The sequence below is a fragment of the Kitasatospora sp. NPDC041988 genome, from assembly GCF_055588525.1.
In genome coordinates, this window is the sequence record NZ_JBVJCO010000039.1 from 38,602 (window position 1) to 63,224 (window position 24,623).

Consider the following 24,623-nt stretch of genomic DNA (forward strand, 5'->3'; position numbering starts at 1 on the left):
CGCCCCCCCCCCCCCCCCCCCCCCCCCCCCCCCCCCCCCCCCCCCCCCCCCCTCCTCTCCCCCCCCCCCCCCCCCCCCCCCCCCCCCCCCCCCCCCCCCCCCGGCAGGGTTCAGCAGCGGCTCGCGCGCGTGGCCGCGCCCGGGTTCACGCCACCGGGGTGTACTTGTAGCCCACCCGACGGACCGTCACGATGCTCTCCCGGTAGGCCGATCCGAGCTTGCGACGCAGGCGCGCCACGTGCACGTCCACCGTGCGGCCGTCGCCGACGTGGCCGTAGCCCCAGACGGCGGAGACCAGGTGGTCGCGGGTGTGGACCCGCTGCGGGTGCTCCGTCAGGTGCGCCAGCAGCTCGAACTCCAGGTAGGTGAGGTCGAGCAACCGCCCGTCGACGTAGGCGTTACGGCGCTCCACGTCGACGGTGATGCCACGGCCGGCGGGCCGGACCGGGCGGACGGCGGCGGGCCCGGCGGACGGGACCGCCGACGGCACCCGGGCGGCACCGGCAGCGGCGGAGACCGCCGAAGTCACGGCGGAAGAAGACGAGTTGGCCGGAGCCGCCCCGCTCTCGGCGGGCACCAGCACCAGGTACCCGACCATCGGGTGACCGTTCGCACCGCCGAACTGCGCACCGAACTGGGCGCCGTACTGGGCGAGCAGGGCCTGCGGCAGCGCGCCCTGCGGGAGGGCGGCGACCACGGTGGCCCCCTCCGGCAGTGCGGCGAGCAGGGCCGGCGGCGCCTGCGGGGCCGGGACACCCGCCGCCGCCGCGGTGTGCGGCTGGGCGGCTGCCGGGTGCTGCTGGACGGACGGGTGCTGCGGACCGGCAGGGAGCTGCGGACCGGACTGGTGCTGGCCGTGCCATCGGTCGGCGGTCGAGGGGACGGAGCGGACCGCGCGCAGGTGCGGGGTCGCGGCGGGCAGGGGAAGGGTGGCCGTGGAGGAAGAAGACATGGTGCCGCTCATTTCGCGCGTGACGGACGGGGTGGAGTCGTCTGCGCGTCGACCGGGCGTACTGCCGGGGGCTGATCCGAGGTCAGCGGGCGGAGTGCCGGGACGCGCTGGGCGAGCCCGGACACGTCTGGTCGAACAGGTGCGGCTGCCGGGACGGCCAGAACGGCTCGAGGTCAAGGTGACCTCGGCTGCTGTCCACGACGTTGTTCATGCGCCCATTCAACCATGTGAACGGACCGTTGCTCCGCACTCGGTGCATCGCCCCCGCCGCGCGAACAGGACCGGCGACGGCTCTGCTGCCGGCGACGGCGGCGGGGGTGGACGTGGGGAAGACGAGGTTCACTGGTGCTCTCCGCGAAGCGGGCCTGGGCCACGGTGACACGTCGGACGGGGAGACGTCCGATGCGGCCGGGACGACGAGTTGACGGATCGTCAGGAACTGGACGGGGTGGCGATGGCTTGGCAACCGGAGGGAGCGAGGCGCGCGGGGCCGGCCGGGAGATCCGTCGGAACAGCGGGGACGGGCTGGTCCGTCACCGACAACAGGCGCTGCAGATCAGCGCATGGTCGATGTACCGGCGGATCGTCAGCGCCGGAGTGACCGGGGCGGGGACGGGTACGGCGGCTGTGCGTCGCTGGTCGACGATCACGGTACTGCCCCTTCCCCCTGGTTGCCGAACGCCCGGGCGGGACGTCCTGGCCGGATGTCCTGGCCTGACATCCCTTATCGGACATCCCTTGTCGGACGCCCTTGGCCGGACGCCCCTTGCGGTACGCGGTACATCGTCGCGGTGCGCCGCGGTGCAACCGCGGCGTCTGCGCGGCACCCCTGCGGGCGTCCTGAGACATCCCGACAGCAGGTCCGGGCGGCCTTCGAGGACAGAGCCTTCCACGCCGCGCCGGTCAAGGCAACCTCCTGGCCGCCGAACGTCCGGGATGCGGACGCCCGGATGAGACGGTGGCCACCCGGGCGCCGGCCGGACCGTCGGTCCGACCGCCTGTCGAACCGTCGGCCGCCCCTCCGTCGGACCTGGACGCTCGTCAGACCCGCGCGGGGGCGCGCCGGCGTCGTTCGGCGGCGTGCTCGACCAGCGTGACCAGCAGTTCCTTCCCGTCCTCGCGCCGGCGCGCGTCACAGAGCACCACCGGGATGCCCGGGTCCAGGTCGAGCGCGTCCCGGACCTCCTCGGTCGCGAACGCCTCGGTGCCGTCGAAGCAGTTCACCGCCACCACGAAGGGGATGCCGCGCTGCTCGAAGAAGTCCACCGACGGGAAGCAGTCCGCCAGCCGGCGGGTGTCCGCGAGCACCACGGCGCCGAGCGAACCGCGCGCCAGCTCGTCCCAGACGAACCAGAACCGGTCCTGGCCCGGCGTGCCGAACAGGTAGAGCGCGAGCCCGGGCCGCAGGTCGATCCGGCCGAAGTCCATGGCCACCGTGGTGGTGCGCTTGGCCTCCACACCCGAGGTGTCGTCCACCGGGCGGCCGAGTTCGCTCAGCTCCTCCTCGGTGCGCAGCGGACGGATCTCGCTCACCGAGCCGACCAGGGTGGTCTTGCCCGCGCCGAAGCCGCCGGCGACCAGGATCTTCACGGCGACGCCCGGACCGCCCCGCCACTGCGGGTCGCCGGCGTTCACCCGCCCCTCGGCCTGCTCGTCTCCCTGGCGTCCCTCCTGGTCCTCGTGTTCCTCGTGTTCCTCGCGGGGCTGGTGGTCAGAGCGCACGGAGTCCATTGATCACGTCTCGCAGCAGGCGCTCGTCCGGCAGCTCGGCGAGCGGAACGGGTCGGGTGACGCTGATCAGCTCGGCGTCGTAGAGGTCGCCGAGCAGGACACGGACCACGCTGACCGGGAGGTCGGTGTAGGAGCCGAGTTCGGCGACGGACAGCGGCTCCCGGCGGCACCAGGCCAGGATGGTCTGGTGCTCCGGGTCGAGCACGTGCGCGGGCACGGCGCCCGCGTCCGGCCCGGGCTCGGCGGCGGTGACCAGCGAGATCAGGTCGAACAGGCCGTCCTCGACCGGCCGGGTGCGGCCCCGGGTCATCGAGTAGAGCCGCACCACCGGCCCGGCGTCGTCGTCGAACCAGCGGTCGTCGACCGGGGTGCGCGGCTGGAACAGGTCGACGTCGGGCTCGTCCCCGCCCGGGTCGTCCTGTTCGCGCGTCGGCTCCTCCTCCGCCATCGGGCCGCTCATCTCCCCGGCGGGGCGGCTTCGGTGCGCGGCTCGGCGGCCAGGTGCTCGCCGACCCGCTTGACCAGCAGGGCCATCTCGTAGGCGATCTGGCCGATGTCGGCCTCGGCCTCGCTCAGCACCGCCAGGCAGCTGCCGTCGCCGGCCGCGGTGATGAAGAGAAACGCCTCGTCGAGCTCCACCATGGTCTGGCGGACACCGCCGACCTTGAAGTGGCCGCCGGCGCCCTTGGCCAGGCTGTGGAAGCCGGCCGCCACGGCGGCGAGGTGCTCGGCGTCCTCTCGGTCGAGGTCGCGGGAGGCGCCGGTGGCCAGCCCGTCGCTGGACAGGATCACCGCGTGCCGCAGGGCCGCGACGCGCCCCACCAGGTCGTCCAGGAGCCAGTTGAGGTCCCCGGATGACTGCGTCGAAGTGGTCATGAATCTGTTCCTTCCGCTGGAGCGGGTGGTGCGGGTACTGCGGGTACTGCGGATGGTGAGGGTGTTGACGACGGTGTCCGGGCCGCGCGCGGCGCCGGGTGTGCGGGTGGCACGCGGCGGGCGAGCGGCGCCGAGCCGGTGGCGGGCGGAGCGGGCAGCGCAGCCGGGGCGGGCGCCGGGCTGATCGCCCGGCGGGCCGGGTCCGGAGGCAGCCAGGCGGGTACGGCGACGGGCCGGGCGGGCGGGCTCGCCGGCGGGGTGCCGGTGCCGGCGGTGACCCCGGCGCCGCGACCCCGGGTGAAGCCGCGCTGGAACGAGGCGAAGGTCGCCCGCGCCTCCTCGGGCGAGCGCTCCCGGGCGGTCTCGCCACCACCGGCGCCCTGCCCGGTGTCCTGGGCGGCGCGCTCGCGCAGCTGTGGCGCGAGGCTCGCCTGGCGCACCCGGCGCGGCAGCGGACCGGGGCCCGCCGGAGCGCGGCCCGCCGGAGCGGCGCCGGCAGTGCCGGGGGTGCCGGAGGTCACCGGCACGGGCGCAGGTACCACGGCCGGGGCAGGCGCTGGTACCGCGGCCGGCGCGGAAACGGGTACCGCGGCCGGGGCGGGCGCGGCCATGTCCTCGCGGCGGTGGCGGCCGGTGCCCGGAGAGTCCTCGTCGGCGGGCGTCGGCACCAGCACCGGACCGCCCTTGGTCCGGGAGCGCCGAGGCAGGCCGCCCGGGGTACGGGCCGGTTCGGCCGCCGACGGGCGCGGCCCACCGCTCACCCGGTGTCGGCCGCCCTGGCCGGCCGCGGCACCCGGGCCGCCACCCGCCTCGCCGCCGTCACGGTCGTCGTCGCCCTCGCCGCTCAGCGCCGGCACCGCGACCAGGTCGCGCTGGCCCCGCCGGGCGGGCACCGGACGCTGGGCCGTACCGGAAGCCCCGGCGGCGCCCGAAGCACCGACGCTCCCCGCCGAGGGCGGCTCCGGCAGTCCGTCCGGCGCTTCCGCCAGCAGCTCGCGCGGGATCAGCACCACCGCCGTCGTCCCCCCGTACGGCGAGGGCCGCAGGTGGACCCGGATGCCGTGCCGGCGGGCCAGCCTGCTGACCACGAAGAGGCCCAGCCGGTCGGTGTCGGCGAGGTCGAACTCCTGCTCCACGGCGAGGCGTTCGTTGATCTCGGCGAGCGCCTGCTCGCTCAGCCCGAGGCCACGGTCGTCGATCTCCAGCGCGAAGCCGTGCGCCACCACCTCGCCCTGGACGGTCACCTGGGTGTTGGGCGGGGAGAACACGGCGGCGTTCTCGACCAGTTCGGCCACCAGGTGGGTGACGTCGGCGACCGCGCTGCCGAGCAGGCCGGTGCCGGGGAACGGCCGGACGGTCACCCGGGCGTAGTCCTCCACCTCGCCGACGGCGGCGCGGACCACGTCCACCATCCGCACCGGCTTGCGCCAGGCCCGGCCGGGCGAGCCGCCGGCCAGGATGATCAGGCCCTCGGCGTGGCGGCGCATGCGCGTGGTGAGGTGGTCGACCTTGAAGAGGTCCTCCAGCTCGGCCGGGTCCTCGGTACGGCGCTCCATGGTGTCGAGCAGGGTCAGCTGGCGGTGCAGCAGCACCTGGCTGCGCCGGGCCAGGTTGACGAAGACCGCGGAGACACCGCGCCGCAGGTCGGCCTGTTCCACGGCGGCCTCGACGGCGGCCCGCTGCACGGCGTTGATCGCCCGCCCGACCTGGCCGACCTCGGCCGGGCCGAACTCCAGCTCCGGCGCCTCTGCCGCGACGTCCACCGCCTCGCCCCTGCGCAGCCGCAGCATCACCGAGGGCAGGCGGGTGCCGGCCAGCTCGTTGGCCGCGTTGCGCAGGCCGATCAGCTCGCGGGCCATGCCGCGGCCGATGCGGTAGGAGATCATCACGGACAGCACCACGGCGATCAGGCCGATCGCACCGGCGATGCCGCCGCGCCAGAGCATGCCGATGGCGTAGGAGCGTTCGCGGTCGCCGATCGCCACGGAGAGGCGGGTGTTGATCGCGGCGAGGTCACCCAGGGCCCGATCGGCGGTCTCCCGCCAGGAGTCGCCGTTGATCGCCTGGACCACCCGGTCCGGCCCGCCCGCGCCGACGAAGTCCGCCTCGGCACGGGCCAGCGCCGCCCAGGCCTCGCCGCCGCGCAGGGCGATGTAGTCGGTCTGGTCGGCCGGTTCGAGCTCGGCGATGTAGACGGTGAACAGCGCCTGCTGGTTGTGCAGGGCGTCCAGCGCGACCTGGTACTGCTCGGCCGTGGGCCGCCCGATGGCGGTACGCAGCCCCTCCATCGCCGCGTCCTCCTGCGCGAGGTACTCGCGGGCGCGCGCCAACTCGATCAGGATCGTGCCCTGGCGCGGAAGTTGGCCGCTCTGCCGGGCGACGAAGGCGGACCGGAAGCTGAAGGTGGGCTTGATCAGGTCGCTGTACTGGCCGAGCGCGAACTCCCAGTTGAGTGCCGCGCGGTTGACCTGGCCACGCAGCGGGGCGAGCTGGTCGGCGGCGGCGAGGATCTGCACGTAGCGGCCGCGCTGCGCGGTGTCGAGCCGGCTGCCGCCGCTGTCCTTCTTCTGCCGCAGCACGGCGAGGCCCTGGTCGGTCACGGCCTGGGCGTGCTCGAAGGCGTCCCGGGCGGCCCGCGAGCCTGGGTCGGCCAGCCGCTGGACGGCGGCGCGGCGCTCGTTCTGCAGGTCGGCGGCGTACTGGTCGACCGGCGTCCCGAACTCCTTGTACGTACTGCTGACCTCCAGTCGGCTCCAGACGTCTCCGGTGGTGGCGAGCGTCGCGTAGGCCCACAGGGCGGTGAGAGCGACGATGGGCACCAGGAGCAGCGCGATGATCTTCGCGCGGATCGAGCTGCTGCGCAGACGCATGGAGTCCTCGGTCGGGAAGTGCCAGGCGCGGACGGGGAGCGGTTCGAGGGACGGTCGGGGCGGCGGGTCGGCAGGGCGGGTCGGGGAGGCGACGGGCGGATCGACCGGGTGGGTCGATCGGGCGAACAGGGCGGGCGGACAGAGCAGGCGGATCGGGCAGGCGGATCCGGCGGGCGGGCGACGGGCACATCAGGCCTGGCCGGGAGCTCCCGGCCGCAGGTCTGCGAGAGCCTACTACGCCCTGACCACTCGTTCGAGGGTCGAACCCGTCCTCCCCTCCCCCTCGCCCCGATCCCGTCCGGATCATCCCGGACGTCCCGGATTCACCCCTCCCCCGCCCGTCCCACGCCGCTCCGGCCGCGACCCCCTGCGGCACTTTGCCTACGGGCCGGTGCCGATCTCGTCGCGTCACGGTCACAACCCTGGGCAGTGACAGAGCAATCCGATAGTTTCGCTCCCACCTGCCCGACCGGTCAGCGCACCGCCGATCCGGACGCCCGAACGGGCCCGGCAGGCAGGGGCCGCAACGGGATCGGGGGCAATGTGCGCGAGTTCACCACCCCCGCACCGGCCGGGCCCCCGGCCAGCGGCGGACTGGCCGACTCGCTCTACGACACCGCCGACCGCACGCCCGGACTGGTCCAGCTGGCCCGCCTGGACGAAGCCGGCCAGGAGTGGCGCGACGTCACCGCGACGGCCTTCCGGGACGAGGTGCTGGCGCTCGCCAAGGGCCTGCTCACCCGCGGCGTCCGCTACGGCGACCGGGTCGCCCTGATGTCCCGCACCCGCTACGAGTGGACACTGTTCGACTACGCACTCTGGTCGATCGGCGCGATCCCCGTCCCGGTCTACCCGACGGCGGCGCCCGAGCAGGTGCGCTGGATCCTGGCCGAGACCCAGGCGGTGGCCTGCCTGGTCGAGGACGAGGACGACGCCATGACGGTCGGCGCGGTCTGCGACGCGCTGCCGGACCTCACCGGGATCTGGCAGCTGGACCGCGGCTGCGTCGCCGCGATCACCGAGGACGGTCGCGGGGTGCCGGACTCGCTCGTCCACCGCCAGCGGCTCGGCGTCGCGGCGGAGAACATCGCCACCGTCGTCTACACCTCGGGCACCACCGGCCGGCCCAAGGGCTGCCTGCTCACCCACGCCAACCTGGCCGCCGCGGCCGACGCCCTGCTCGACGGCTGGGGCGACGTCCTCCGGGCCACCGGCTGCGGCAGCCAGCCGTCCACCCTGCTCTTCCTCCCGCTGGCGCACGTCTACGGCCGGATGGTGCAGGTCGCGGCGGTCCGCGGCGGCTTCCGGATCGGGCACGTCCCCGAGGTCACCACCGAGGCCCTGCTGCCCGCGATGGCCTCCTACCGGCCGACCTTCCTGCACGTCGTCCCGTACATCTTCGAGAAGATCTTCCAGCGGGCCCGGCGGTCGGCCGAGGAGTCCGGACGCGGCGAACTCTTCGAGCAGGCCCGGCAGGTGGCCGTCGAGTGGGCCGCAGCCCGCGAGCAGCGGGCGCTCGGCCACGGCCCCGGGCCCGGGCCCAAGCTGCGGCTGCGCCACCTGGCGTACGAGCGGACCGTCTACCAGCGGCTGCGGGCGGTACTCGGCGGCCGGGTGCGCGGCGTGATGTGCGGCGGCTCCTCGCTCAGCCGGGAGCTCGGCCTCTTCTTCACCGGCATCGGCCTCGACCTGTACGAGGGGTACGGCCTCACCGAGACCTCCGCCGCGATCACCGCCAACCCGGCCGGGCGGCAGAAGGTCGGCACGGTCGGCCGGCCGGTGCCTGGCGCCACCGTGGCGATCGCCGACGACGGCGAGGTCTGGGTCCGCGGCTCCGGCGTCTTCGACGGTTACCTCAACCACCCGCAGTGCACGGCCGAGGCGCTGTACGACGGCTGGCTCGGCACCGGGGACCTGGGCAGCCTGGACGACGACGGCTACCTCACCATCACCGGCCGCAAGAAGGACCTGATCGTCACCAGCAGCGGCAAGAACCTCGCCCCGGGCGCCCTGGAGGAGCGGGTCCAGGCGCATCCGCTGGTCTCCCAGTGCCTGGTGGTCGGCGACGACCGCCCCTACGTGGCGGCGCTGATCACGCTGGACCCGGCGGCGCTGGCGCACTGGCTGAAGTCGCACGGCCGCGAGCAGCTGGACCAGTGGGCGGTGCTCACCGACGAGGAGCTGCACGCCGAGATCCAGCGGGCGGTGGGCGCCGCCAACACCGCCGTCTCGCGCGCCGAGTCGATCCGCGCGTTCCGGCTGCTGCCACGGGAGTTCGGCCTGGAGCAGGGGTTGCTGACGCCGTCGCTGAAGCTGCGGCGCTCGGCGATCACGGAGTACTACGGGCAGGACATCGAGGAGCTGTACGCACCCTGACGGTGCGTCTTGTCCCTTTTGCGGCACGGTGGATGGCTTCTTCGGCTTTGGCGCGCGGGGACGCGCGGTTCACCCGCCGTTCCCTTGACGATCCGAGTGGTCCAGTCCATTGTTCTGCCACGGTCCGAGTGCGGCACGCCGTTGGCTCCCATCCCTCGGGGAGCGCTCCACCCCGTTCCATCCGCCCTCCCCACGGGCGCGGTCCCCCACGGCCCCCACGGCCCCCACGCAGGAGTCCTCACGTGTCCATGTCCTCACGCCTGTCCGCGCTGGCCGCCTGCGCGTCGCTCGCCGTCTGCGGCCTCGCCGCCCCGGCGTCCGCCGAGCCCGCAGCTCCCGTCGCCCCTGTCGCCCCCGCCGCCCCCACGGTCAACCTGGCGACCAACCCCGGGTTCGAGATCCCCGCCTCCTCGCTGGCCGACTGGGGCAGCGTCCCCGGCTGGCGCTGCACCGGCGGCCCCGCCGAGGCGGCCGTCACGACCACCGCCCCGCACTCCGGGGGCTCCGCCCTCGCCGTCACCCCGGCGGGCGCCGACTCCAACGGCGAGTGCGCCCAGACCGTCTCCGTCCAGCCCGGCACCGCCTACACCGCCTCGGCCTGGGTCCGCGGCAACTTCGTCCACCTGGGCGCCACCGGCACCGGCCGCGACGTCGCCCCCGCCTGGACCGAGACCACCGACGGCGGCTGGCAGCGGCTGACCACCCGGTTCACCACCGGGCCCGACGCGCGCACCGTCCGGCTCTACGTCCACGGCTGGTACCAGCAGGGCCCGTTCGCCGTCGACGACGTCCGGGTGGACGGCCCGGCCCCCGCCCCCGCGACCGGCTCGGGCTCGGTGCCGACCAGCGACAAGGTGGTCTTCTTCACCGTGGACGACGGCTGGCAGCGTACCCCCGGGGCGGAGAGGTTCATCGCCGACCACAAGTTGCCGATCACCGCCTTCCCGCTGCCGATGCCGGCCGCCACCGACCCCGACTTCTTCCGGCGCGTCACCGCCGTCCCCGGTTCGTCCATCCAGGACCACAGCGTCTCCCACACCGACCTGACCACGCTCTCGCCCGCCGAGCAGCAGGTCGAGATCTGCGACGCCCGGGACTCCCTGACCCGCATCTTCGGCACCGCCCCGACCGTCTTCCGCCCGCCGTACTTCACGTGGAACTCCGACACCCTGCAGGCCGCCGCCAACTGCGGCATCCGCACCGTCCTGACGGCCGACGCCGACTTCAGCTGGGGCGCCTCCAACATCTGGCACGAGGGCCCCCTGTCGCCCGGCGACGTCGTCCTGATGCACTGGACCGACACCCTCGCCACCGACCTCCAGCGCGCCCTCGCCGCCGCCGACGCCGCCGGCCTCAAGCCCGCCGGACTGACGTCCTACCTGCACTGACCGCCGTGGGGCCGCCCCGCCGCTCCCGGGGGGACCGGCAGAGCGGCCCCTTGGAACCTCCACCCGGAGCACCGGGCCGACGCCGGCCGGCGCGCTCGGCGATCTTGCTCGTTGACAGGCGGCGGCGCGGGTGGCTCTAATGTGAGGCGTGCAGCGCGGCGTCGGCCAAAGAGAACTGGGCCGGCCGACAGCCGAGCGGGCACCTTTCACAGAGGGACGATGCGCGATGAGTACCTACTCCGCTCCCCTTGTCTGACGTCAGCGGCTGCGGCGGCGTTCGCGTGCCGGCTTTCGTCCTCGGCTGCTGAGCCATCCGGCTCCGGCCTTCCCGCCTGCTCACGCGTTGCTGCACTGCTCTGCACTTCTGTGCTGATCCGTGCAGCCCTGTACAGCTCTGTACGGCTCTGTACAGCGCCGCCTGTGGCCTTTCGCTCCCCATGTTCACGTTCGGAGAATCCACAGGCGTATGCCCATGTCTTTCAATCAAGCGATCATCGAGGAATTCCGCGCCAACGCCGGCAAGGTCGGCGGCCCGTTCGAGGGCGGGGACCTGCTCCTGCTGACCACCGTCGGCGCCCGGTCCGGGCAGGAGCACACCGTGCCGCTCGGGTACGTACGGGCGGACGGGCTGCTGCTGGTCGTCGCCTCGGCGGCCGGGGCGACGGTGCACCCGCAGTGGTACCGCAACCTGCTCGCCCGGCCGGTGGTGCGGGTGGAGCTCGGGACGGAGGTGTTCGAGGCGGTCGCGGTGCCGTCCGAGGGCGCCCGGCGGGACCGGCTGTTCGAAGCGGTGGTGCGGGTGGCGCCGGGCTACGGCGATTACCAGGCGCACACCGCGCGGGTGCTGCCGGTGGTGGTGCTGGAGCAGTCCGCGGCCGAGCCGCGTGAGGTGGCCAACCTCGCGGACAAGCTGCTGGAGGTGCACACCTGGCTGCGCGCCCAACTGCGGCACGTCCGGGCGGAGACCGAGGCCCACTTCGCGGCCGGGCCCGCGGGCGACGGCCGGCCGCCGGGCCTCGGGCTGCAGATCCGGCAGCACTGCCTCGCGCTCTGCGAGGGGTTGACCTACCATCACACCGGCGAGGACGCCGCGATCTTCCCCGCGCTGGCGCGGAGCCACCCACAGTTGCGGGAGACGCTCGCGCGGCTGGGCGAGGAGCACCGCTCGGTCGGCCGGATCAAGGACGAGCTGGTGGGGCTGCTCGCCGGGATCGGGGTGGCCGAACCGGAGCGGTTCCGGGCGGAGCTGGCGCGGATGTCGGCCGAGCTGGAGGCGCATCTGGACTACGAGGAGCAGGAGCTACTGCCGGTGCTCGCCGGCATCCCGTTCCCGCCGAGCCGCTGAGGCGCCGCACCCGCCGGCCCCCGCCCCGACAACGGGGCAAGGGACCGGCGGGACGCGGCCGGAACCGGCAGGTGGAGCCGGAGCCGGCGGGCGCCCGGCTCCGGTCCGGCTACACCTGCGCGGAGAACACCGGCAGGTAGCCGCCCGAGTGACCGGAGGCCTTCGGGTGGTAGCTCTCGTCGATGGGCAGGGTGGTGCTGTTCAGCCAGGTGGTGCTGGAACCGCAGATCTCGTGCTCGGTGAAGATGCTCCGGACGTCACCGAAGGCGAAGCCCGCGTTGGCGGCACGCTTGGCGATGACGCCGTCCAGGACGTCCGCCGCACTGTTGATGGCGGAGCGCTTGGTGTCGCCGATGCCGAAGATGCAGCTGCCGCCGATCTTATAGAGGTGGGGGTAGCCCAGCACGACCACGTGGGCGTTGGGGGCCTTGGCGTGGATGGCCGCGTAGACCTGGTCGAGCTGGCCGGGCAGGGTGTTGGTGGCGTAGTTCTTCGCGGTGGCGACGGCGTTGAGGCAGGCGCTGTCGGAGTCCAGCACGCAGGTCTGCATGGTGCTGGCGAAGCCCGCGTCGTTGCCGCCGATGCTGATGCTGACCAGCGTGGTGCCGGAGTTCAGCACCGAGAGCTGGTTGTTGAGTACGTCGCCGGTTCTGGCTCCGGAACAGGCGACGAAGGAGAAGGACGACGGCGCGTGTGCGTTCTTCCAGAGGTAGGGGTAGGCGTTGGTGCTCCGCTTGCAGCTTCCGCTCTCGCCCGTGTAGCTGCCGGCGCCGACACCGGAAGCGTAGGAGTCACCCAGGGCGGCGTAGTTGACGCCGGCCGCGTGGGCGGACGAGGCAGTGAAGAGGGTGGACAGGGTGAGGAGCGCCGCGAAGGCGGCGACGGACATGGAGCGGGTGGGGCGCAGCATGACACCTCCAGGGAGTGACGTGAGTCACAGAATTTGATACCAGGCAGTAGGTATCCCGGGAAGTGGTCATGCCAAGGCAATTGACGGTCAGTCCGACGACCGCGAGGTGAACTGCTCTGCGAGCAGGGGGAAGTGCGCTGGTCACGCGCCCGCGGAGGCCCCTGGGGCGCCTCACCGCAAGTCACTCTTTCGGAGGACCGGACTCGTTCGGGGGGCCGTCCGGCTGTCCGGCGGCGGGGTCCACGGGCATGCCACCGTGGAGCACCCTCCGGCCTCCGGCTCGATTCCCTGACCGTCAGTCAGGGGTGCTGCCTCGCCGGATTCGACGCGCGGCGCTCAGCCGGCGGTTCACTCCCCGCCGGGGTGGGTCGCACCGGCGCCCCGCTGGGCCGCACCGGGGTGAACGGCGCCGGGGTGTACTGAACCGGGCTGAACGGCACCGGGGTGAACCGCTCCGGGATGGGCGGCACCGGGATGGGCGGCACCGGTGGGCCCGGCGCCGGGGTGGGAGCCGGCCCCACCCGGGTGGACCGCGCCCGGGAACACCGCGCCCGGGAAGACCTCGCAGCCCTCGGCCGGGAGCTCCTCGATCGTCTCGTTGGCGGCAGCGGGCACGCCGAGCCACCGGACGCCGGCCGACACCGCCGCCCGGGCCTGCCGCAGGCCGGGCGCACCCCAGCCGAGCAGCTCGACCGCGAGGCCGGGCGCGACCAGCAGCCGCCGGTAGTGCCGCCCCGAGGCCGGGTCCGGCGCGCTGGGGCCGACGGCCCGCAGCGCCGCGGCCATCCGCACCCGTGCGCACTCGTGCCCGCCGTTAGCCGAGCCCACCCGGTCGTAGAGGTAGCCGAGGTAGTGCGGCGTGCCGATCAACGCCTGGGCCTCCTCGGCCGCTTCACGGGCCAGGGCGGAGCCCGGATCGCCGGCGTCCTCGGGCTCCAGCGAGCCGCCGGGGAGCGAGACGATGCCGTCCCTGGGGTTGACCAGGGTCAGCACCCGGCCGTCCGGCGCGAACAGCCAGCCCCACGACTGCTTGACCGGCAGCCCGTCGGGCACCCGCTCGCCGGGCCGCCAGGGCCAGCCTGCGGTGGGACGCCGTCGCACCTTGCCGAGCAGCTCGGCGATCTCCGCGCTGTACTCGATCCGGCTCATGCGTCCCCCCCTTTCGGTATCGGGCTCGCCGGACCGGCGGTGCGCGGGGAGGACCTGCGGTGCGCGGTTCGAGGCGGAGCGGCCGGAGCGGCGGCGTGGGGTACCGCCGGCTCCTGCTGTTGATCTTCCCCGAAATCTTCCCCGAACAGGCGGTCGATGAACAGTCCCCAGCGCCGCTTGGTGGACACGGAGGTCTGAAGTACCTGGTCAGCCCACGGCCCCACCGTCCTCCTCAGGAACCCCGCCGCCGCCCGGCGGTACCGCGCCCGGCAGCGCGAAGCCCGGCAGCGGGACTGCGCCCGGCGGGAAGGGCAGGCCCCGGCCGACGTCGTCGGCGAGCGAGTCGAACACCTCCTGGGCGGTCATCGGCACCAGCCGGCCGCCCTCCAGGGCCCACCCGCGCACAGCCTGCCCACCGGGCGCGGCGGGATCGCCGTGCAGCAGCAGCACACCCGCGCCACCGGCGGCCACGCCCGCCGCCAGCGTGACGCAGAACGCCTCGGTGTCCCGGCCGGCGTCGAGCAGGCAGCCGCCCCGGACCCGGACGTCCGCGGCGGTGGTGAGCTGCTCGCCGTCCTCCGGGCCGTGGCAGCGCAGGGTCAGCAGGTGGCACCCCTCGCCGGCGCCCTCGGCCAGCGCCAGGTAGACGGAGGTGACGTACGTCATCACCGCCACCAGCCGGGGCCGCCCGGCCGGGCCCTCGCCGAGCGCGTCCAGCAGCGCGGTGCAGCCGATGGTGATCCGCACCCTGGCCCGGTGGTCGTCGGCCAGTGCCGGGAGCAGCTCGGTCAGCCGCTCCCCCGCGTAGACGAAGGGCTCGCCGGCCAGCTCCGGGTCGGCGGCGTAGGCGACGCGCGCGGCCGCGCCCGCGGGGTCGAAGCCGAGGGCCTCGCAGTAGTCCTCGTAGTCGGCCGGGTCGAGCACCCGCAGGTGCACCTCGACACCCTGTCCGCGCAGGGCCCTGAGCTGGGACTCCGTCCGGCGCAGGTACTCGCGGAAGGCGAGGCCGCCGAACAGGCCGTGGCGGGCCAGGCCGGCGAAGTCGGCCTGGCGGACGGCCAGCGCGAACGCCACCGGCAACGGCGGCGGCGCGCCGCGCGCACGGCCCCGGCGCCGCGCCCTGCCGTCGGGCCCGCCCGGGCCCCCGACGGGACCGCCCCGGCCCCCGCCGCCCGCACCGCCACGCGGCGGCCGGGCGCCACCCCTCCCGTCGGAGGGCGGACCACCCGGCGGACCGCCCGGGAGGCCGCCCGAGGGGCCACCGCCGGCTGGCCCGCCCGGGCCCGGCCGCCGCGCGGACACTCCCCCGGGCAGCCTCCCGGCGACCCTCCCGGACGACACCGGCCGGCCACCGGCAGCCGCCCCCGCACGGGCGCGCACCCGCCGCACCAGGGGCTCGGCAAGGTCGAAGAACTGGGACTGCACGGACATGGTTCCTCCCACGAGGTCGTGCCGGTCACTCCCGAGCGACTCCGGCGATCGCGACCATACCCACCGTCACCGACAATCCACCGAGAGCGACCGGAGGTCGGCCTGCGCGGGACCTCCGAGCCCCCTGTTCAAGCCGCGTTGTCAGTGAAGGACGTTAGGGTCGGGGACCATGCGACTGCTGCATACCTCCGACTGGCATCTCGGGCGCTCCTTCCACCGGGAGAGCCTGCACGACGCCCAGCGCGCCTTCCTGGACCACCTCGTGGCGGTGGTCCGGGCCGAGCACGTCGACGCCGTGCTGGTCGCCGGCGACGTGTACGACCGGGCACTGCCGGGCCTGGAGGCGGTCGCCCTGTTCGACGACGTGCTGCACCGGCTGGCCGGGCTGGGCGTGCCCACGGTGTTCATCAGCGGCAACCACGACTCGGCCCGCCGGCTGGGCGTGGGCGCCGGCCTGATCGGCCGGGCGGGCATCCACCTGCGGACCGACCCGGGCGAGTGCGCGGTGCCCGTCCTGCTGTCCGACGAGCACGGGCCGGTCGCCGTCTACGGGCTGCCCTACCTGGAGCCGACGCTGGTCCGCGAGCAGTTCGGTCTGGAGCGCGGCGGCCACGCGGCGGTGCTCGGCGCGGCGATGGACGCCGTCCGGGCCGATGTCGCGGCCCGCCCGGAGGGCACCCGCGCGGTGGTGCTGGCGCACGCCTTCGTCACCGGCGGCGCACCCAGCGACAGCGAGCGGGACATCGCGGTCGGCGGCGTCGCCTCCGTGCCCGCGTCCGTCTTCGACGGCGTGCACTACGCCGCGCTCGGCCACCTGCACGGCTGCCAGACGCTCGCCCCCCACCTGCGCTACAGCGGCTCCCCGCTCGCCTACTCCTTCTCCGAGGCCGGGCAGCGCAAGACGATGTGGCTGGTCGACCTGGCAGCGGACGGCTCGGTCACCGCCGAGCGGGTCGACTGCCCGCAGCCGCGCCCGCTGGCCTGCCTGCGCGGCCGGCTCGACGAGCTGCTCACCGACGAGAGGTACGCCGAGTACGAGCAGTCCTGGGTGCAGGCGACGCTGACCGACCCGGGCCGCCCCGGCGAGCCGATGGAGCAACTGCGCCGGCGCTTCCCGTACACCCTCCAGCTGCTCTTCGACCCCGAGGAGAGCGAGACCATCCCCTCCCGGTCGTACGCGGCGCGGGTGAGCGGGCGGGCCGACCTGGAGATCGCCGAGGGCTTCCTGCGGCACGTCCGCCCCGGCGCCGAGCCGGACCCGGACGAGCTGGGCTGGCTGCGCGAGGGCTTCGAGACCGTCCGGGAGACCGGCGACCGGAAGGCGGAGCTGCCCCGATGAGGCTGCACAAGCTCGCCGTCACCGCCTTCGGCCCGTTCGCCGACACCGAGACGGTGGACTTCGACGCGCTCGCCGCCGGCGGCCTCTTCCTGCTGCGCGGGGCGACGGGCGCGGGCAAGAGCAGCGTGCTGGACGCCGTCTGCTACGCCCTCTACGGCGAGGTGCCCGGCACCCGCCGGGCCAACCGGCTGCGCAGCGACCACGCCGACCCCCGGCGGCTGACCGAGGTCCGGCTGGAGCTGACGCTCGGCGGGCGGCGGCTCCAGATCACCCGCCTCCCGGAGCAGCTGCGGCCGAAGAAGGTCGGCACGGGGACGACCGTCGAGCGGGCCCAGACGCTGCTGCGCGAGTGGTCCGCGGACGCCTCCGGCGGCGGCGACGCCACGCCCGGCTGGCGGGCCGTCAGCAAGTCGCACCAGGAGGCCGGAGAGGAGATCCACCGCCTGGTCGGGATGAGCCGGGACCAGTTCTGCCAGGTGGTGCTGCTGCCGCAGGGCGACTTCGCGCGCTTCCTCAAGGCCGACTCGGAGGAGCGCAGCAAGCTGCTGCGGCGGCTGTTCGACACCGAGCGGTTCCAGCACGTCGAGTCCTGGCTGGCCGAGCAGCGGCGGGCCCAGGAGGCCGCCGTCCAGGCCGGGCGCCGCCGCCTGCGGGACTTGGCCAGCAAGGCCGAGCAGGCGGCCGGCCCGCAGGCCGAGCCGGCCGCCGGCTGGGTGCCCGCCGAGGACGGTCCGGCCCACGCCGCCGACCTCACCGCGGGCGTGCTCGGCTGGGCCGCGCTCCTGCGCAGCGGCGCCGCCGAGCAGCTGGCCGTCGCGGACGCCGCGCTGGGCGGTGCCGAGGCCGGCCACCGCGCGGCCCAGCTCGCCCGGGCCGCGGCCGAAGAGCTGGCCGGCCGGCAGCGGCGCCACCAGGCGGCGGCGCAGGAGGCGGCCCGCCTCACCGAGGGCGGTCCGGCGGTCGAGCGCGACCGCCGCCGGCTGGCCGACGCCCAGGCGGCCGTCGGGGTGGAGTCGGTGCTGCACCTGCGCCGAGCCGCCGCCGAGGCCCACCGGGCGGCCGTCCAGGAGGAGCACCGCCGCCGGGCGGCGCTGGCCGTCGCACCCGGCGGCGGGGGCGCCGAGCTGGCCCGGGCCGGGGCCGAGGAGCTCGCCGCGGCCGAACACCGGCTGCGGGCCGAGGTCGTCCGGCTGGAGGCGGCCCAGGCCGACGAGCGGCGGTGCGCGGCTCTCGGCCGTGAGCAGGCATCGCTGGACGCGGACCGGCGCCGGGCCGAGGAGCTCGCCGAGGAGGCGGCCGACTGGCTGGCCGAGTTCGACGGCCGGCTCGCCGCGCTGCAGGAGGAGCAGAGTGCCGCCCGGGCGGCCGGCACCCGCGTCGAGCAACTGGACGCCCGGCACGGCGAGATGACGGAGCGCCTGGCCGCCGCCCGGCGCCGGGACGGCCTCCGGGCGGAGATCGGGGCGGCCGAGCCGCGCGCGCTCGCCCGTCGCACCGAGGCGCTGGACGCCCGCGAGCACAGCCAGGACATCCGGGAGCGCCGGCTCACCGGCATGGCCGCCGAGCTGGCCTCGCAGCTCCGGTCCGGCGAGGCCTGCCGGGTCTGCGGTTCGCCGGAGCACCCGGAGCCGGCCCGGCCGGCCGGCGGGCAGGTCGGCGCGGCGGACGAGGAGCGTGCCCGGGCCGCCCAGACGGCGGCCGAGCAGGCGGCCGACGCCGCCGAACGCGAGCTGGCGGGCCTCCAGGTACGCGAGGCGGCCGCCGCCGGCGCGGCCGGGCCCGAGAGCGCCGGGGCCCTCGCCGAGGCGCTCACCGCGCTGGAGCAGGAGCGCCGGGAGGCGCTGCGGTCGGCGGAGGGGCTGGGCCCGGTCACCCGCCAGATCGAGCGGCTGACGGACGACCGGAGCCGCCGGCTCGCCGAGCTGCGCGACGCCGGTGAGCGCACGGCCGCGCTCACCGCCCGGATCGAGGCGCTCGGCACCGAGCAGGAGGAGCTGGACCGCCGGGTCGCGGCCGCCCGGGGCGACGCGCCCTCGGTGGCCGACCGGGCCGCGGCGCTGGCCCGCCTCGCCGGGGCCGTGGCGGCGCTCGCCGAGGCGGCGCGGGCCGCGCGGGTGGCGGCCGGGCGGCTGGAGGAGGCCTCCGGGGAGCTGGCCCGCGCCGCCGAGGCGGCCGGGTTCCCGGGCGCGGAGGAGGCCGCGGCCGTCCTGCTGCCGCGGGAGCAGCGCGAGCAGCTCGACGGCCGGCTGAAGCGCTACCACGCGGAGCTGGCCGCGGCGCAGCAGCAGCTCACCGAGCCGGAGCTGGCCGCGGCGGCGGCCCACCCCCCGGCGGACGTTCCGGGCGCGCAGTCCCGGCTCAAGGCCGCCGTCGACCGGCTGCGCCGGGCGCACGCGGCGCAGGAGGCGGCCCGCGAGCGCGGCGAGGCGCTCGCGGCGATCGGCCGGGAGCTGTCGGGGCTGGCCGCCTCGCTGGCCCCGGCGCTGGACCGGTTCGGCCGGATCAACCGGCTCGCCGCCCTCGCGGCCGGCACCTCGGCGGAGAACCGGCTGCGGATGCGCCTGGAGTCGTACGTGCTGGCGGCACGGCTGGAGCAGGTGGCGGCGGCGGCCAGCGACCGGCTGGTGCGGATGTCGGGCGGCCGGTACACCCTCGTCCACAGCGACGACCGGGGTACCGGCACCAAGCGCTCGGGCCTGGCACTGCGCGTGGTGGACGCCTGGACCGGCACCGAGCGGGACACCGCGACGCTCTCCGGCGGCGAGAGCTTCTTCGCCTCGCTGGCCCTCGCCCTCGGCCTGGCCGACGTGGTCACGGACGAGGCGGGCGGCATGCCGCTGGACACGCTCTTCATCGACGAGGGCTTCGGCACGCTGGACGAACACACCCTGGAGGAGGTGATGGACGTCCTCGACGGCCTCCGGGAGCGGGACCGCGCGGTCGGCATCGTCAGCCACGTCGCCGACCTGAAGTCCCGAATCCCGGCGCAGCTGCTCGTCCGCAAGGGCCGGCACGGCTCCACCCTCGCCCTGGCCGGCCGGGAGGACGTCTGACGAGGAGCCGAGGAGACCAGGAGCCCAGGAACGACGGACAGGTAGCGCCAGGTACCGACAGCTGCCGACAGCTCAGCCGGAGCAGGCGATCCGCTGTGCCTGCTGCCAGGCGCAGACCGGGCAGAGCGTGGTGCCCGGGTGGTCGGCGGGCAGCTCGGTCGGCTCGCCGCAGAGCACGCAGTCGGCGCGCGGACCGGTCAGCCCGGGGTCGTGCGCCAGCGCGGCCTCCGCCGTCTCGGCCCCGGCCGGCGCCAGGGCGCACACCAGGCTGTCGCCGTCCGCCACCGAGGCGTCCACCACCGGGTCGTCCACCAGCGAGTCGTCCGCCGTCACACCGCCGGCCGTCACACCTGCCGTCACGCCTGCCGCCGCGTCCACCGTCGCCGCGTCGTCCGCCACCTGGCCGCCCGCCACCGCTGCTTCGCTGCTCATGCCGCCTTCCTACTCCGCTGCCCCACCCGGTCGCAAGGCCACCCGTGGGGCCGCGGCCACGGACCCGGACCCGCGGCGTTCCCGCTCTCCTGCCTCCCGTACGGTGGCCCCGTGCCCACCGACCTCGCCCAGATCCTGGCCTCCGCCCGCGCCGCCTCACCCAGCTACCCCGAGGTGGGCGCCACCCGGGGCCCCCGGCTGCCGGCCGGGTACGCACAGCTGCGGCGGCGCATCCACCTCGGTCACGGGCCCGCCGTACTGGAGCGGGCCGGGCGGTACGTGCTCGGCTGGGGCTGCCAGCTCGGCACCGGCTTCGCCGTCCACCCGTACGCCCCGGCCGAGGAGGGCGCGACCGTCCTGCTGCGGCTGAGCCCGCCCCGGCTGCGGTGGCCCCGCGTGGTGATCCCCTGCCGGGTGATCTGGACGGTGGACGAACCGGACCGGATCGGCTTCGCCTACGGGACGCTGCCCGGGCACCCGGAGTGCGGCGAGGAGGCGTTCCTGGTGAGCATGGACGCGGCGGGCGAGGTCTGGTTCGAGGTGACGGCGTTCGCCCGGCTCGCCGCCTGGTACGCGCGGCTCGGCCGCCCGGTGGCGGTGCTCTGCCAGTACCTGGCGATCGAGCGCTACCTCGCCGCGGTGGCCGCCGTCGTCGCCGACCTCTCCGCCCTCACCGAGCCCACCGACCTCTCCGCCGCCCCGGGCGAGGCCGCAGAAGCCGGGTAGCGGGGCCCGCAGGCCCGCCGGCCCGCCGGGGGTCCGCCAGGCCGCCGAGGAAGCCCCTCAGCGCGTCCCGCCCGCGCACCCGTCATGCCCGCGCGCTCGTCACGTCCGTCACGCTCGTCACGCTCGTCAGCCGAGGAAGGACAGCCGGACCGTCCGGTGCGGGTTGTCGCCGTTGGTGTCGATCAGGACGACCGACTGCCAGACGCCCAGCGCGAGTTGGCCGCCGATCACCGGCAGGGTGGCGTGCGGGGCGACCAGGCCGGGGACGACGTGGTCGCGCCCGTGGCCGGGGCTGCCGTGCCGGTGGCGCCAGCGGTCGTCGGCAGGGAGCAGGTCGCGCAGGATCGCGAGGAAGTCGTCGTCGCTGCCCGAACCGGTCTCCAGAACGGCGATGCCGGCCGTGGCGTGCGGCACGAAGACGTTGAGCAGGCCGTCACGCCCGGCGGCCCGGTCGTTGAGGAACGCGGCGCAGCGGTCGGTGATGTCGAGTGCGACCTCACGGTTGCCCGTGGTGATCTCAAGGGTGGTGGTGTGGAAGGGGCTGGAGTGGGTGTTGTCCGCCATGACGTCATCCTCACCCACGCCCGGGGGTGCGCCGGCCCGCCTCGCCGACTCTCCTTGCCAGGGAGGCAAGCTGTCGTAGGCTGACGGGTTCGGGGCAGCCGGCGGGCCGACCCGAGCCTCGCGGCCGACCCGAGCCTCGCGGGCCGGTCCGAGCCCGGGCCCACCGATCGCCTGCGGACACACCAAAGACCCGACGGTCCCTGAGGTCCGTCGGGCCGGATGCCGGTCGGCGCGGGGGGCGTTCTGCCCTAGCCGCGACTCCCGAACAGGCTTCGCCGCAGCCGGCGCAACGGCGCCAGCAGCGACACCCGCACGTGGCGGCGCGGCGCGGTCGGGGCGCCGGCGCCGCGCGGCGTCAGCTCCCTTATCAACCCGAGTGCCTCGGCGGTGTCCACCACCGGGAGTGCGGGCGCGCCGAGCACAGCCAGGTGACGGTCGATCCGACGGCCGGTCGCGCCGACACCGCATTGGATCGCCGGCACGCGGGGCCGAGTCCGCACTTGCATGTGTTCCATCAGTTTTTTCCCACCCCTACGAGGCGCCAGGGCCGTGAGGCGAAGACTATCCGTGACAGACGGCCTTCGCGCAACCGTCCTGGTGTCCCGCCACCGTATCGCGCGGCGTCAACTGACGGCGCACCAGGGGCCACCCGTCCCGGTCACGACTAGGCATCAATGATGGTGCACGACCGGCAGGACGTCACCGGGGCCACGGGGTCACGGACCCGGCGCCTGCCCGGGAGGCACGCGCCGGGCGCACAGGGTCACCGCCGGTCACGGTCCGCACACCGCGCCCGCCCCTTGGCGGTCGCACATCACCCTGCGGCGTTATCTCGACAAATCCCTATGACAATCACTTCAGGAAGTGAACACAATCGAGGGATTGACTAGGGCGAAACCTCCAAGCAATATCTTCATCGACCGCACAGGGTCGCTTCCCGCTCACCTGCGCGTTCGACTGATGAACATCGATGAGGGTCGATGATGATCTCCGGCTCCCCCGAGCCACTGCCTGGCCGCCTCGACGCTGCGGTGGCCAGGCTCGGGAGGTTGCCCGGACCGGCGGCCGGCCGTAGAGGGTCGGCCGGGCCGCCACCAGGCTGCCGGTGCCGCCCCGTACGGGGCCCGGCACCGGCGGTTCCGGCCCCCAGCACCGGCCCCGACCCCGAGCAAGCCCCGAGCGGCCCCGGACGCCGCCCCGCTCGGTAGACTCGGCCAGCGTGCCAGTCCTCCTCAGCATCGTGCTCCCGGTCCACGGAGTGGAGCGCTACCTGCCCCGCTGCCTCGACTCGATCCTGGAAGCCACTCCCGCCGGGGAGTCCCGCTTCGAGGTGATCGCGGTCGACGACCTCTCCCCCGACCGCTGCGGCGCGATCCTGGACGAGTACGCGGCCCGCGACCGCCGGCTGCGTGTGGTGCATCTCACCGAGAACCAGGGCCTCGGCGGTGCCCGCACGGCCGCCCTCCCCGAGGTGCGCGGCGAGTACGTCTGGTTCGTCGACAGCGACGACTGGCTGCCCGAGGGCACCGTCTCCGCCCTCATCGACGAGCTCGACCAGGAGCACCGGCGCGAGACCCCGGCCGATGTGCTGCTCACCGACTTCACCCACGTCTACCTGGACGGCGGGACGGAGCCCAACCCCTGGCGCCACGTGCTGGTCGGCTCCCCGCTGACCGACGGCGCCACCCTCGCCGAGCACCCGGCCCTGTTCCAGACCGTGATGTCGGTCTGGAACAAGGTGTTCCGCCGCGAGTTCCTGCTCGGCCTCGGCGTCTCCTTCGGGCGCGGCTTCTACGAGGACATCTCGGTCACCTACCCCGCACTGCTCGCCGCCGAGCGACTGCGCTACGTCGACCGCCCCTGCTACTTCTACCGGCGCGGCCGGGCCGGCGCGATCACCTCCACCGCCTCCCCCAAACACGCCGACGCCTTCGCCCAGTACGACGCGATCTTCGCCTTCCTGGACCGCCCGGACCGGCCCGGCCGCCCGGTACCGGACTCACTGCGCACCCTCGTCTTCGACCGGACCGTCAAGCAGGCGCTCACCGTCTATGACACCCCCGGGCTCGTCCCGGTGGAGCGGCGCAAGGACTTCTTCCGCCGGATCGCCGAGCACTTCGCCCGCCACCGCCCGGCCGGCTACCGGTTCCCCGCCGGCCTGCGCGGCGTGCAGTACCGGCTGGCGGCGCGCGGCGCGCGGGTCGCGTACGCGGAGCTGCGCGGCACCGCGCGGCTGCCGCGCGAACTCAAGCGCGGGGCGCGCGCCGTGGCGCCCGCGGTGAAGAAGGGGGTCAAGAAGGGCGTGCGCAGCAGCGCCCGGTTCACCGCGTACAACGCGTTCCGCCGGCTGCCGCTGGACGAGCACCTGGCGGTCTACGCGGCGTACTGGCACCGGGGTTACGCGTGCAGCCCGGCGGCGATCTACGAGAAGGCGAAGGAGCTGGCGCCGGACGTCCGGGGTGTCTGGGTGGTGGAGAACCGCACCCAGGCGGCCACACTGCCGGCCGGGGTGCCGTACGTGATCGTCAACACGCCCGCGTACCTGAAGGCGATGGCGACCGCCAAGTACTTCGTCAACAACGTCAACTTCCCGCGGACCATGGCGAAGCGGCCGGGCACGGTGCACGTCCAGACGCAGCACGGCACGCCGCTGAAGGCGATGGGGATGGACCTGAAGGACCACCCGGTGGCGGCCGACGGGATGGACTTCGACCGGCTGCAGGAGGCCGTCGACCGCTGGGACTTCCTGGTCTCCTCCAACCCGCACACCAGCGAGCACTTCGCCCGGGCCTTCCCCGGCCGGTACGAGATGCTGGACACCGGCTACCCGCGCAACGACCGGCTGGCCGACGCCACGCGGGCCGAAGTGGCCGCGATGCGCGAGCGGTTCGGCCTGACGCCGGGCCGCACGGCGGTGCTGTACGCGCCGACGCACCGCGAGGGCAAGGGCGGCTACGTACCGCTGGTGGACGTGCGCGAGCTGGCCCGGCGGCTCGGGCCCGGCTTCACCCTGCTGGTCCGTACGCACTACTTCCACACCGGCGGCCCGGGCGACCTGGCGGCGGGCGCGGACGCGGCGGAGATCGTGGACGTCTCTGCGCACCCGACCGTGGAGGACCTCTACCTGGCGGCGGACGTGCTGGTCACGGACTACTCGTCGATGATGTTCGACTACGCGGTGCTGGACCGGCCGGTGGTGATCTTCGCGCCGGACTGGGACGAGTACCGGCAGAACCGCGGCGTCTACTTCGACCTGTTCGAGCAGCCGCCGGGCGCGGTGACGGTGGACGCCGACGGGCTGGCGAAGGCTCTGCTGGCGGGCGATCCGGAGCCGGCGGCGCGGGCTCGGTTCCGCGAGCGGTTCTGCCCGTGGGACGACGGCGGGGCGGCGGAGCGGGTGGTCCGCCGGGTGTTCCCGACCCGGGGCTGAGCCGCTGCGGCCCTGAGCCCGGGCGGGGCCGAGCGGGCCCCGAAAGACGAA

Annotated in this window: 19 protein-coding genes; 7 read left to right on the top strand and 12 right to left on the bottom strand. The window is 75.0% G+C overall.

Going from position 1 to position 24,623, the window contains the following annotated elements; all coding sequences use genetic code 11:
* Positions 1–145: 145 nt before the first annotated feature.
* The 6 genes from ACZ6NC_RS31055 to ACZ6NC_RS31080 form a co-directional block, all read right to left on the bottom strand.
* Positions 146–952, bottom strand: a complete 807-nt coding sequence (locus ACZ6NC_RS31055; protein ID WP_465737173.1) for a winged helix-turn-helix domain-containing protein — start codon at positions 950–952, stop codon at positions 146–148.
* Positions 953–1,034: 82 nt separating this feature from the next.
* Complete coding sequence (locus ACZ6NC_RS31060; protein ID WP_465737174.1) at positions 1,035–1,163, bottom strand: hypothetical protein; 129 nt, start codon at positions 1,161–1,163, stop codon at positions 1,035–1,037.
* A gap of 830 nt (positions 1,164–1,993) precedes the next feature.
* Complete coding sequence (locus ACZ6NC_RS31065; RefSeq protein ID WP_465737225.1) at positions 1,994–2,587, bottom strand: GTP-binding protein; 594 nt, start codon at positions 2,585–2,587, stop codon at positions 1,994–1,996.
* Between the two features lie 76 nt (positions 2,588–2,663).
* Positions 2,664–3,131 carry a DUF742 domain-containing protein gene (locus tag ACZ6NC_RS31070; RefSeq protein WP_148641785.1) on the bottom strand — a complete coding sequence of 156 codons (468 nt, stop codon included), beginning with the start codon at positions 3,129–3,131 and terminating at the stop codon, positions 2,664–2,666.
* Between the two features lie 8 nt (positions 3,132–3,139).
* Positions 3,140–3,559: a roadblock/LC7 domain-containing protein gene (locus ACZ6NC_RS31075; RefSeq protein WP_465737175.1), complete on the bottom strand. Its 420-nt coding sequence runs from the start codon at positions 3,557–3,559 to the stop codon at positions 3,140–3,142.
* Positions 3,556–6,429 carry a sensor histidine kinase gene (locus tag ACZ6NC_RS31080; RefSeq protein ID WP_465737176.1) on the bottom strand — a complete coding sequence of 958 codons (2,874 nt, stop codon included), beginning with the start codon at positions 6,427–6,429 and terminating at the stop codon, positions 3,556–3,558. The genes ACZ6NC_RS31075 and ACZ6NC_RS31080 overlap by 4 nt, the downstream gene beginning before the upstream one ends.
* A 543-nt stretch (positions 6,430–6,972) precedes the next feature.
* Here ACZ6NC_RS31080 and ACZ6NC_RS31085 point away from each other — a divergent pair.
* From ACZ6NC_RS31085 to ACZ6NC_RS31095, 3 genes are all read left to right on the top strand, one after another.
* Positions 6,973–8,805: an AMP-dependent synthetase/ligase gene (locus ACZ6NC_RS31085; RefSeq protein WP_465737177.1), complete on the top strand. Its 1,833-nt coding sequence runs from the start codon at positions 6,973–6,975 to the stop codon at positions 8,803–8,805.
* Between the two features lie 248 nt (positions 8,806–9,053).
* Complete coding sequence (locus ACZ6NC_RS31090) at positions 9,054–10,193, top strand: polysaccharide deacetylase family protein (RefSeq protein WP_465737178.1); 1,140 nt, start codon at positions 9,054–9,056, stop codon at positions 10,191–10,193.
* Positions 10,194–10,659: 466 nt separating this feature from the next.
* A complete protein-coding gene (locus ACZ6NC_RS31095; RefSeq protein WP_465737179.1) occupies positions 10,660–11,538 on the top strand; it encodes a nitroreductase/quinone reductase family protein in 879 nt (292 codons plus the stop codon).
* Positions 11,539–11,647: 109 nt separating this feature from the next.
* On the opposite strand, the gene ACZ6NC_RS31100 is transcribed toward ACZ6NC_RS31095, so the two are convergent.
* From ACZ6NC_RS31100 to ACZ6NC_RS31110, 3 genes are all read right to left on the bottom strand, one after another.
* A complete protein-coding gene (locus tag ACZ6NC_RS31100) occupies positions 11,648–12,448 on the bottom strand; it encodes an SGNH/GDSL hydrolase family protein (protein ID WP_465737180.1) in 801 nt (266 codons plus the stop codon).
* A gap of 348 nt (positions 12,449–12,796) precedes the next feature.
* Positions 12,797–13,597 carry a hypothetical protein gene (locus ACZ6NC_RS31105; protein WP_465737181.1) on the bottom strand — a complete coding sequence of 267 codons (801 nt, stop codon included), beginning with the start codon at positions 13,595–13,597 and terminating at the stop codon, positions 12,797–12,799.
* Positions 13,598–13,804: 207 nt separating this feature from the next.
* Entirely contained in the window at positions 13,805–14,671 is an 867-nt protein-coding gene (locus tag ACZ6NC_RS31110) for a hypothetical protein (protein WP_465737182.1), read from the bottom strand.
* 526 nt (positions 14,672–15,197) lie between these two features.
* On the opposite strand from ACZ6NC_RS31110, the gene ACZ6NC_RS31115 reads away from it, so the two are divergent.
* Together ACZ6NC_RS31115 and ACZ6NC_RS31120 are read left to right on the top strand one after the other, a co-directional pair.
* Positions 15,198–16,367, top strand: coding sequence for an exonuclease SbcCD subunit D (locus ACZ6NC_RS31115; protein WP_465737183.1), 1,170 nt, complete (start codon positions 15,198–15,200; stop codon positions 16,365–16,367).
* Entirely contained in the window at positions 16,364–19,420 is a 3,057-nt protein-coding gene (locus tag ACZ6NC_RS31120; protein WP_465737184.1) for an AAA family ATPase, read from the top strand. The genes ACZ6NC_RS31115 and ACZ6NC_RS31120 overlap by 4 nt, the downstream gene beginning before the upstream one ends.
* A gap of 72 nt (positions 19,421–19,492) precedes the next feature.
* Here ACZ6NC_RS31120 and ACZ6NC_RS31125 read toward each other — a convergent pair whose 3' ends face one another.
* Positions 19,493–19,852: a hypothetical protein gene (locus ACZ6NC_RS31125; RefSeq protein ID WP_465737226.1), complete on the bottom strand. Its 360-nt coding sequence runs from the start codon at positions 19,850–19,852 to the stop codon at positions 19,493–19,495.
* A 111-nt stretch (positions 19,853–19,963) separates the two neighbouring features.
* Between ACZ6NC_RS31125 and ACZ6NC_RS31130 the strand changes: the two genes are divergently transcribed.
* Complete coding sequence (locus tag ACZ6NC_RS31130; protein ID WP_465737185.1) at positions 19,964–20,578, top strand: DUF1990 family protein; 615 nt, start codon at positions 19,964–19,966, stop codon at positions 20,576–20,578.
* A 126-nt stretch (positions 20,579–20,704) separates the two neighbouring features.
* On the opposite strand, the gene ACZ6NC_RS31135 is transcribed toward ACZ6NC_RS31130, so the two are convergent.
* Positions 20,705–21,142, bottom strand: coding sequence for a YjbQ family protein (locus ACZ6NC_RS31135; protein WP_465737186.1), 438 nt, complete (start codon positions 21,140–21,142; stop codon positions 20,705–20,707).
* Between the two features lie 248 nt (positions 21,143–21,390).
* Positions 21,391–21,657, bottom strand: a complete 267-nt coding sequence (locus tag ACZ6NC_RS31140) for a hypothetical protein (protein ID WP_465737187.1) — start codon at positions 21,655–21,657, stop codon at positions 21,391–21,393.
* A gap of 704 nt (positions 21,658–22,361) precedes the next feature.
* Here ACZ6NC_RS31140 and ACZ6NC_RS31145 point away from each other — a divergent pair.
* The gene (locus ACZ6NC_RS31145; protein ID WP_465737188.1) at positions 22,362–24,572 is read left to right on the top strand and encodes a bifunctional glycosyltransferase/CDP-glycerol:glycerophosphate glycerophosphotransferase; all 2,211 of its coding nucleotides are present in this window, start codon (positions 22,362–22,364) and stop codon (positions 24,570–24,572) included.
* Positions 24,573–24,623: the final 51 nt, after the last annotated feature.

What these genes read in the sequence shown, in the direction of transcription:
- ACZ6NC_RS31060 (WP_465737174.1), bottom strand. Translation starts at nt 1,163, where the DNA reads ATGAACAACGTCGTGGACAGCAGCCGAGGTCACCTTGACCTCGAGCCG.
- ACZ6NC_RS31070 (WP_148641785.1), bottom strand. Translation starts at nt 3,131, where the DNA reads ATGGCGGAGGAGGAGCCGACGCGCGAACAGGACGACCCGGGCGGGGAC.
- ACZ6NC_RS31055 (WP_465737173.1), bottom strand. Translation starts at nt 952, where the DNA reads ATGTCTTCTTCCTCCACGGCCACCCTTCCCCTGCCCGCCGCGACCCCG.
- ACZ6NC_RS31105 (WP_465737181.1), bottom strand. Translation starts at nt 13,597, where the DNA reads ATGAGCCGGATCGAGTACAGCGCGGAGATCGCCGAGCTGCTCGGCAAG.
- ACZ6NC_RS31120 (WP_465737184.1), top strand. Translation starts at nt 16,364, where the DNA reads ATGAGGCTGCACAAGCTCGCCGTCACCGCCTTCGGCCCGTTCGCCGAC.
- ACZ6NC_RS31075 (WP_465737175.1), bottom strand. Translation starts at nt 3,559, where the DNA reads ATGACCACTTCGACGCAGTCATCCGGGGACCTCAACTGGCTCCTGGAC.
- ACZ6NC_RS31080 (WP_465737176.1), bottom strand. Translation starts at nt 6,429, where the DNA reads ATGCGTCTGCGCAGCAGCTCGATCCGCGCGAAGATCATCGCGCTGCTC.
- ACZ6NC_RS31095 (WP_465737179.1), top strand. Translation starts at nt 10,660, where the DNA reads ATGCCCATGTCTTTCAATCAAGCGATCATCGAGGAATTCCGCGCCAAC.
- ACZ6NC_RS31090 (WP_465737178.1), top strand. Translation starts at nt 9,054, where the DNA reads ATGTCCTCACGCCTGTCCGCGCTGGCCGCCTGCGCGTCGCTCGCCGTC.
- ACZ6NC_RS31100 (WP_465737180.1), bottom strand. Translation starts at nt 12,448, where the DNA reads ATGCTGCGCCCCACCCGCTCCATGTCCGTCGCCGCCTTCGCGGCGCTC.
- ACZ6NC_RS31125 (WP_465737226.1), bottom strand. Translation starts at nt 19,852, where the DNA reads ATGAGCAGCGAAGCAGCGGTGGCGGGCGGCCAGGTGGCGGACGACGCG.
- ACZ6NC_RS31140 (WP_465737187.1), bottom strand. Translation starts at nt 21,657, where the DNA reads ATGGAACACATGCAAGTGCGGACTCGGCCCCGCGTGCCGGCGATCCAA.
- ACZ6NC_RS31115 (WP_465737183.1), top strand. Translation starts at nt 15,198, where the DNA reads ATGCGACTGCTGCATACCTCCGACTGGCATCTCGGGCGCTCCTTCCAC.
- ACZ6NC_RS31135 (WP_465737186.1), bottom strand. Translation starts at nt 21,142, where the DNA reads ATGGCGGACAACACCCACTCCAGCCCCTTCCACACCACCACCCTTGAG.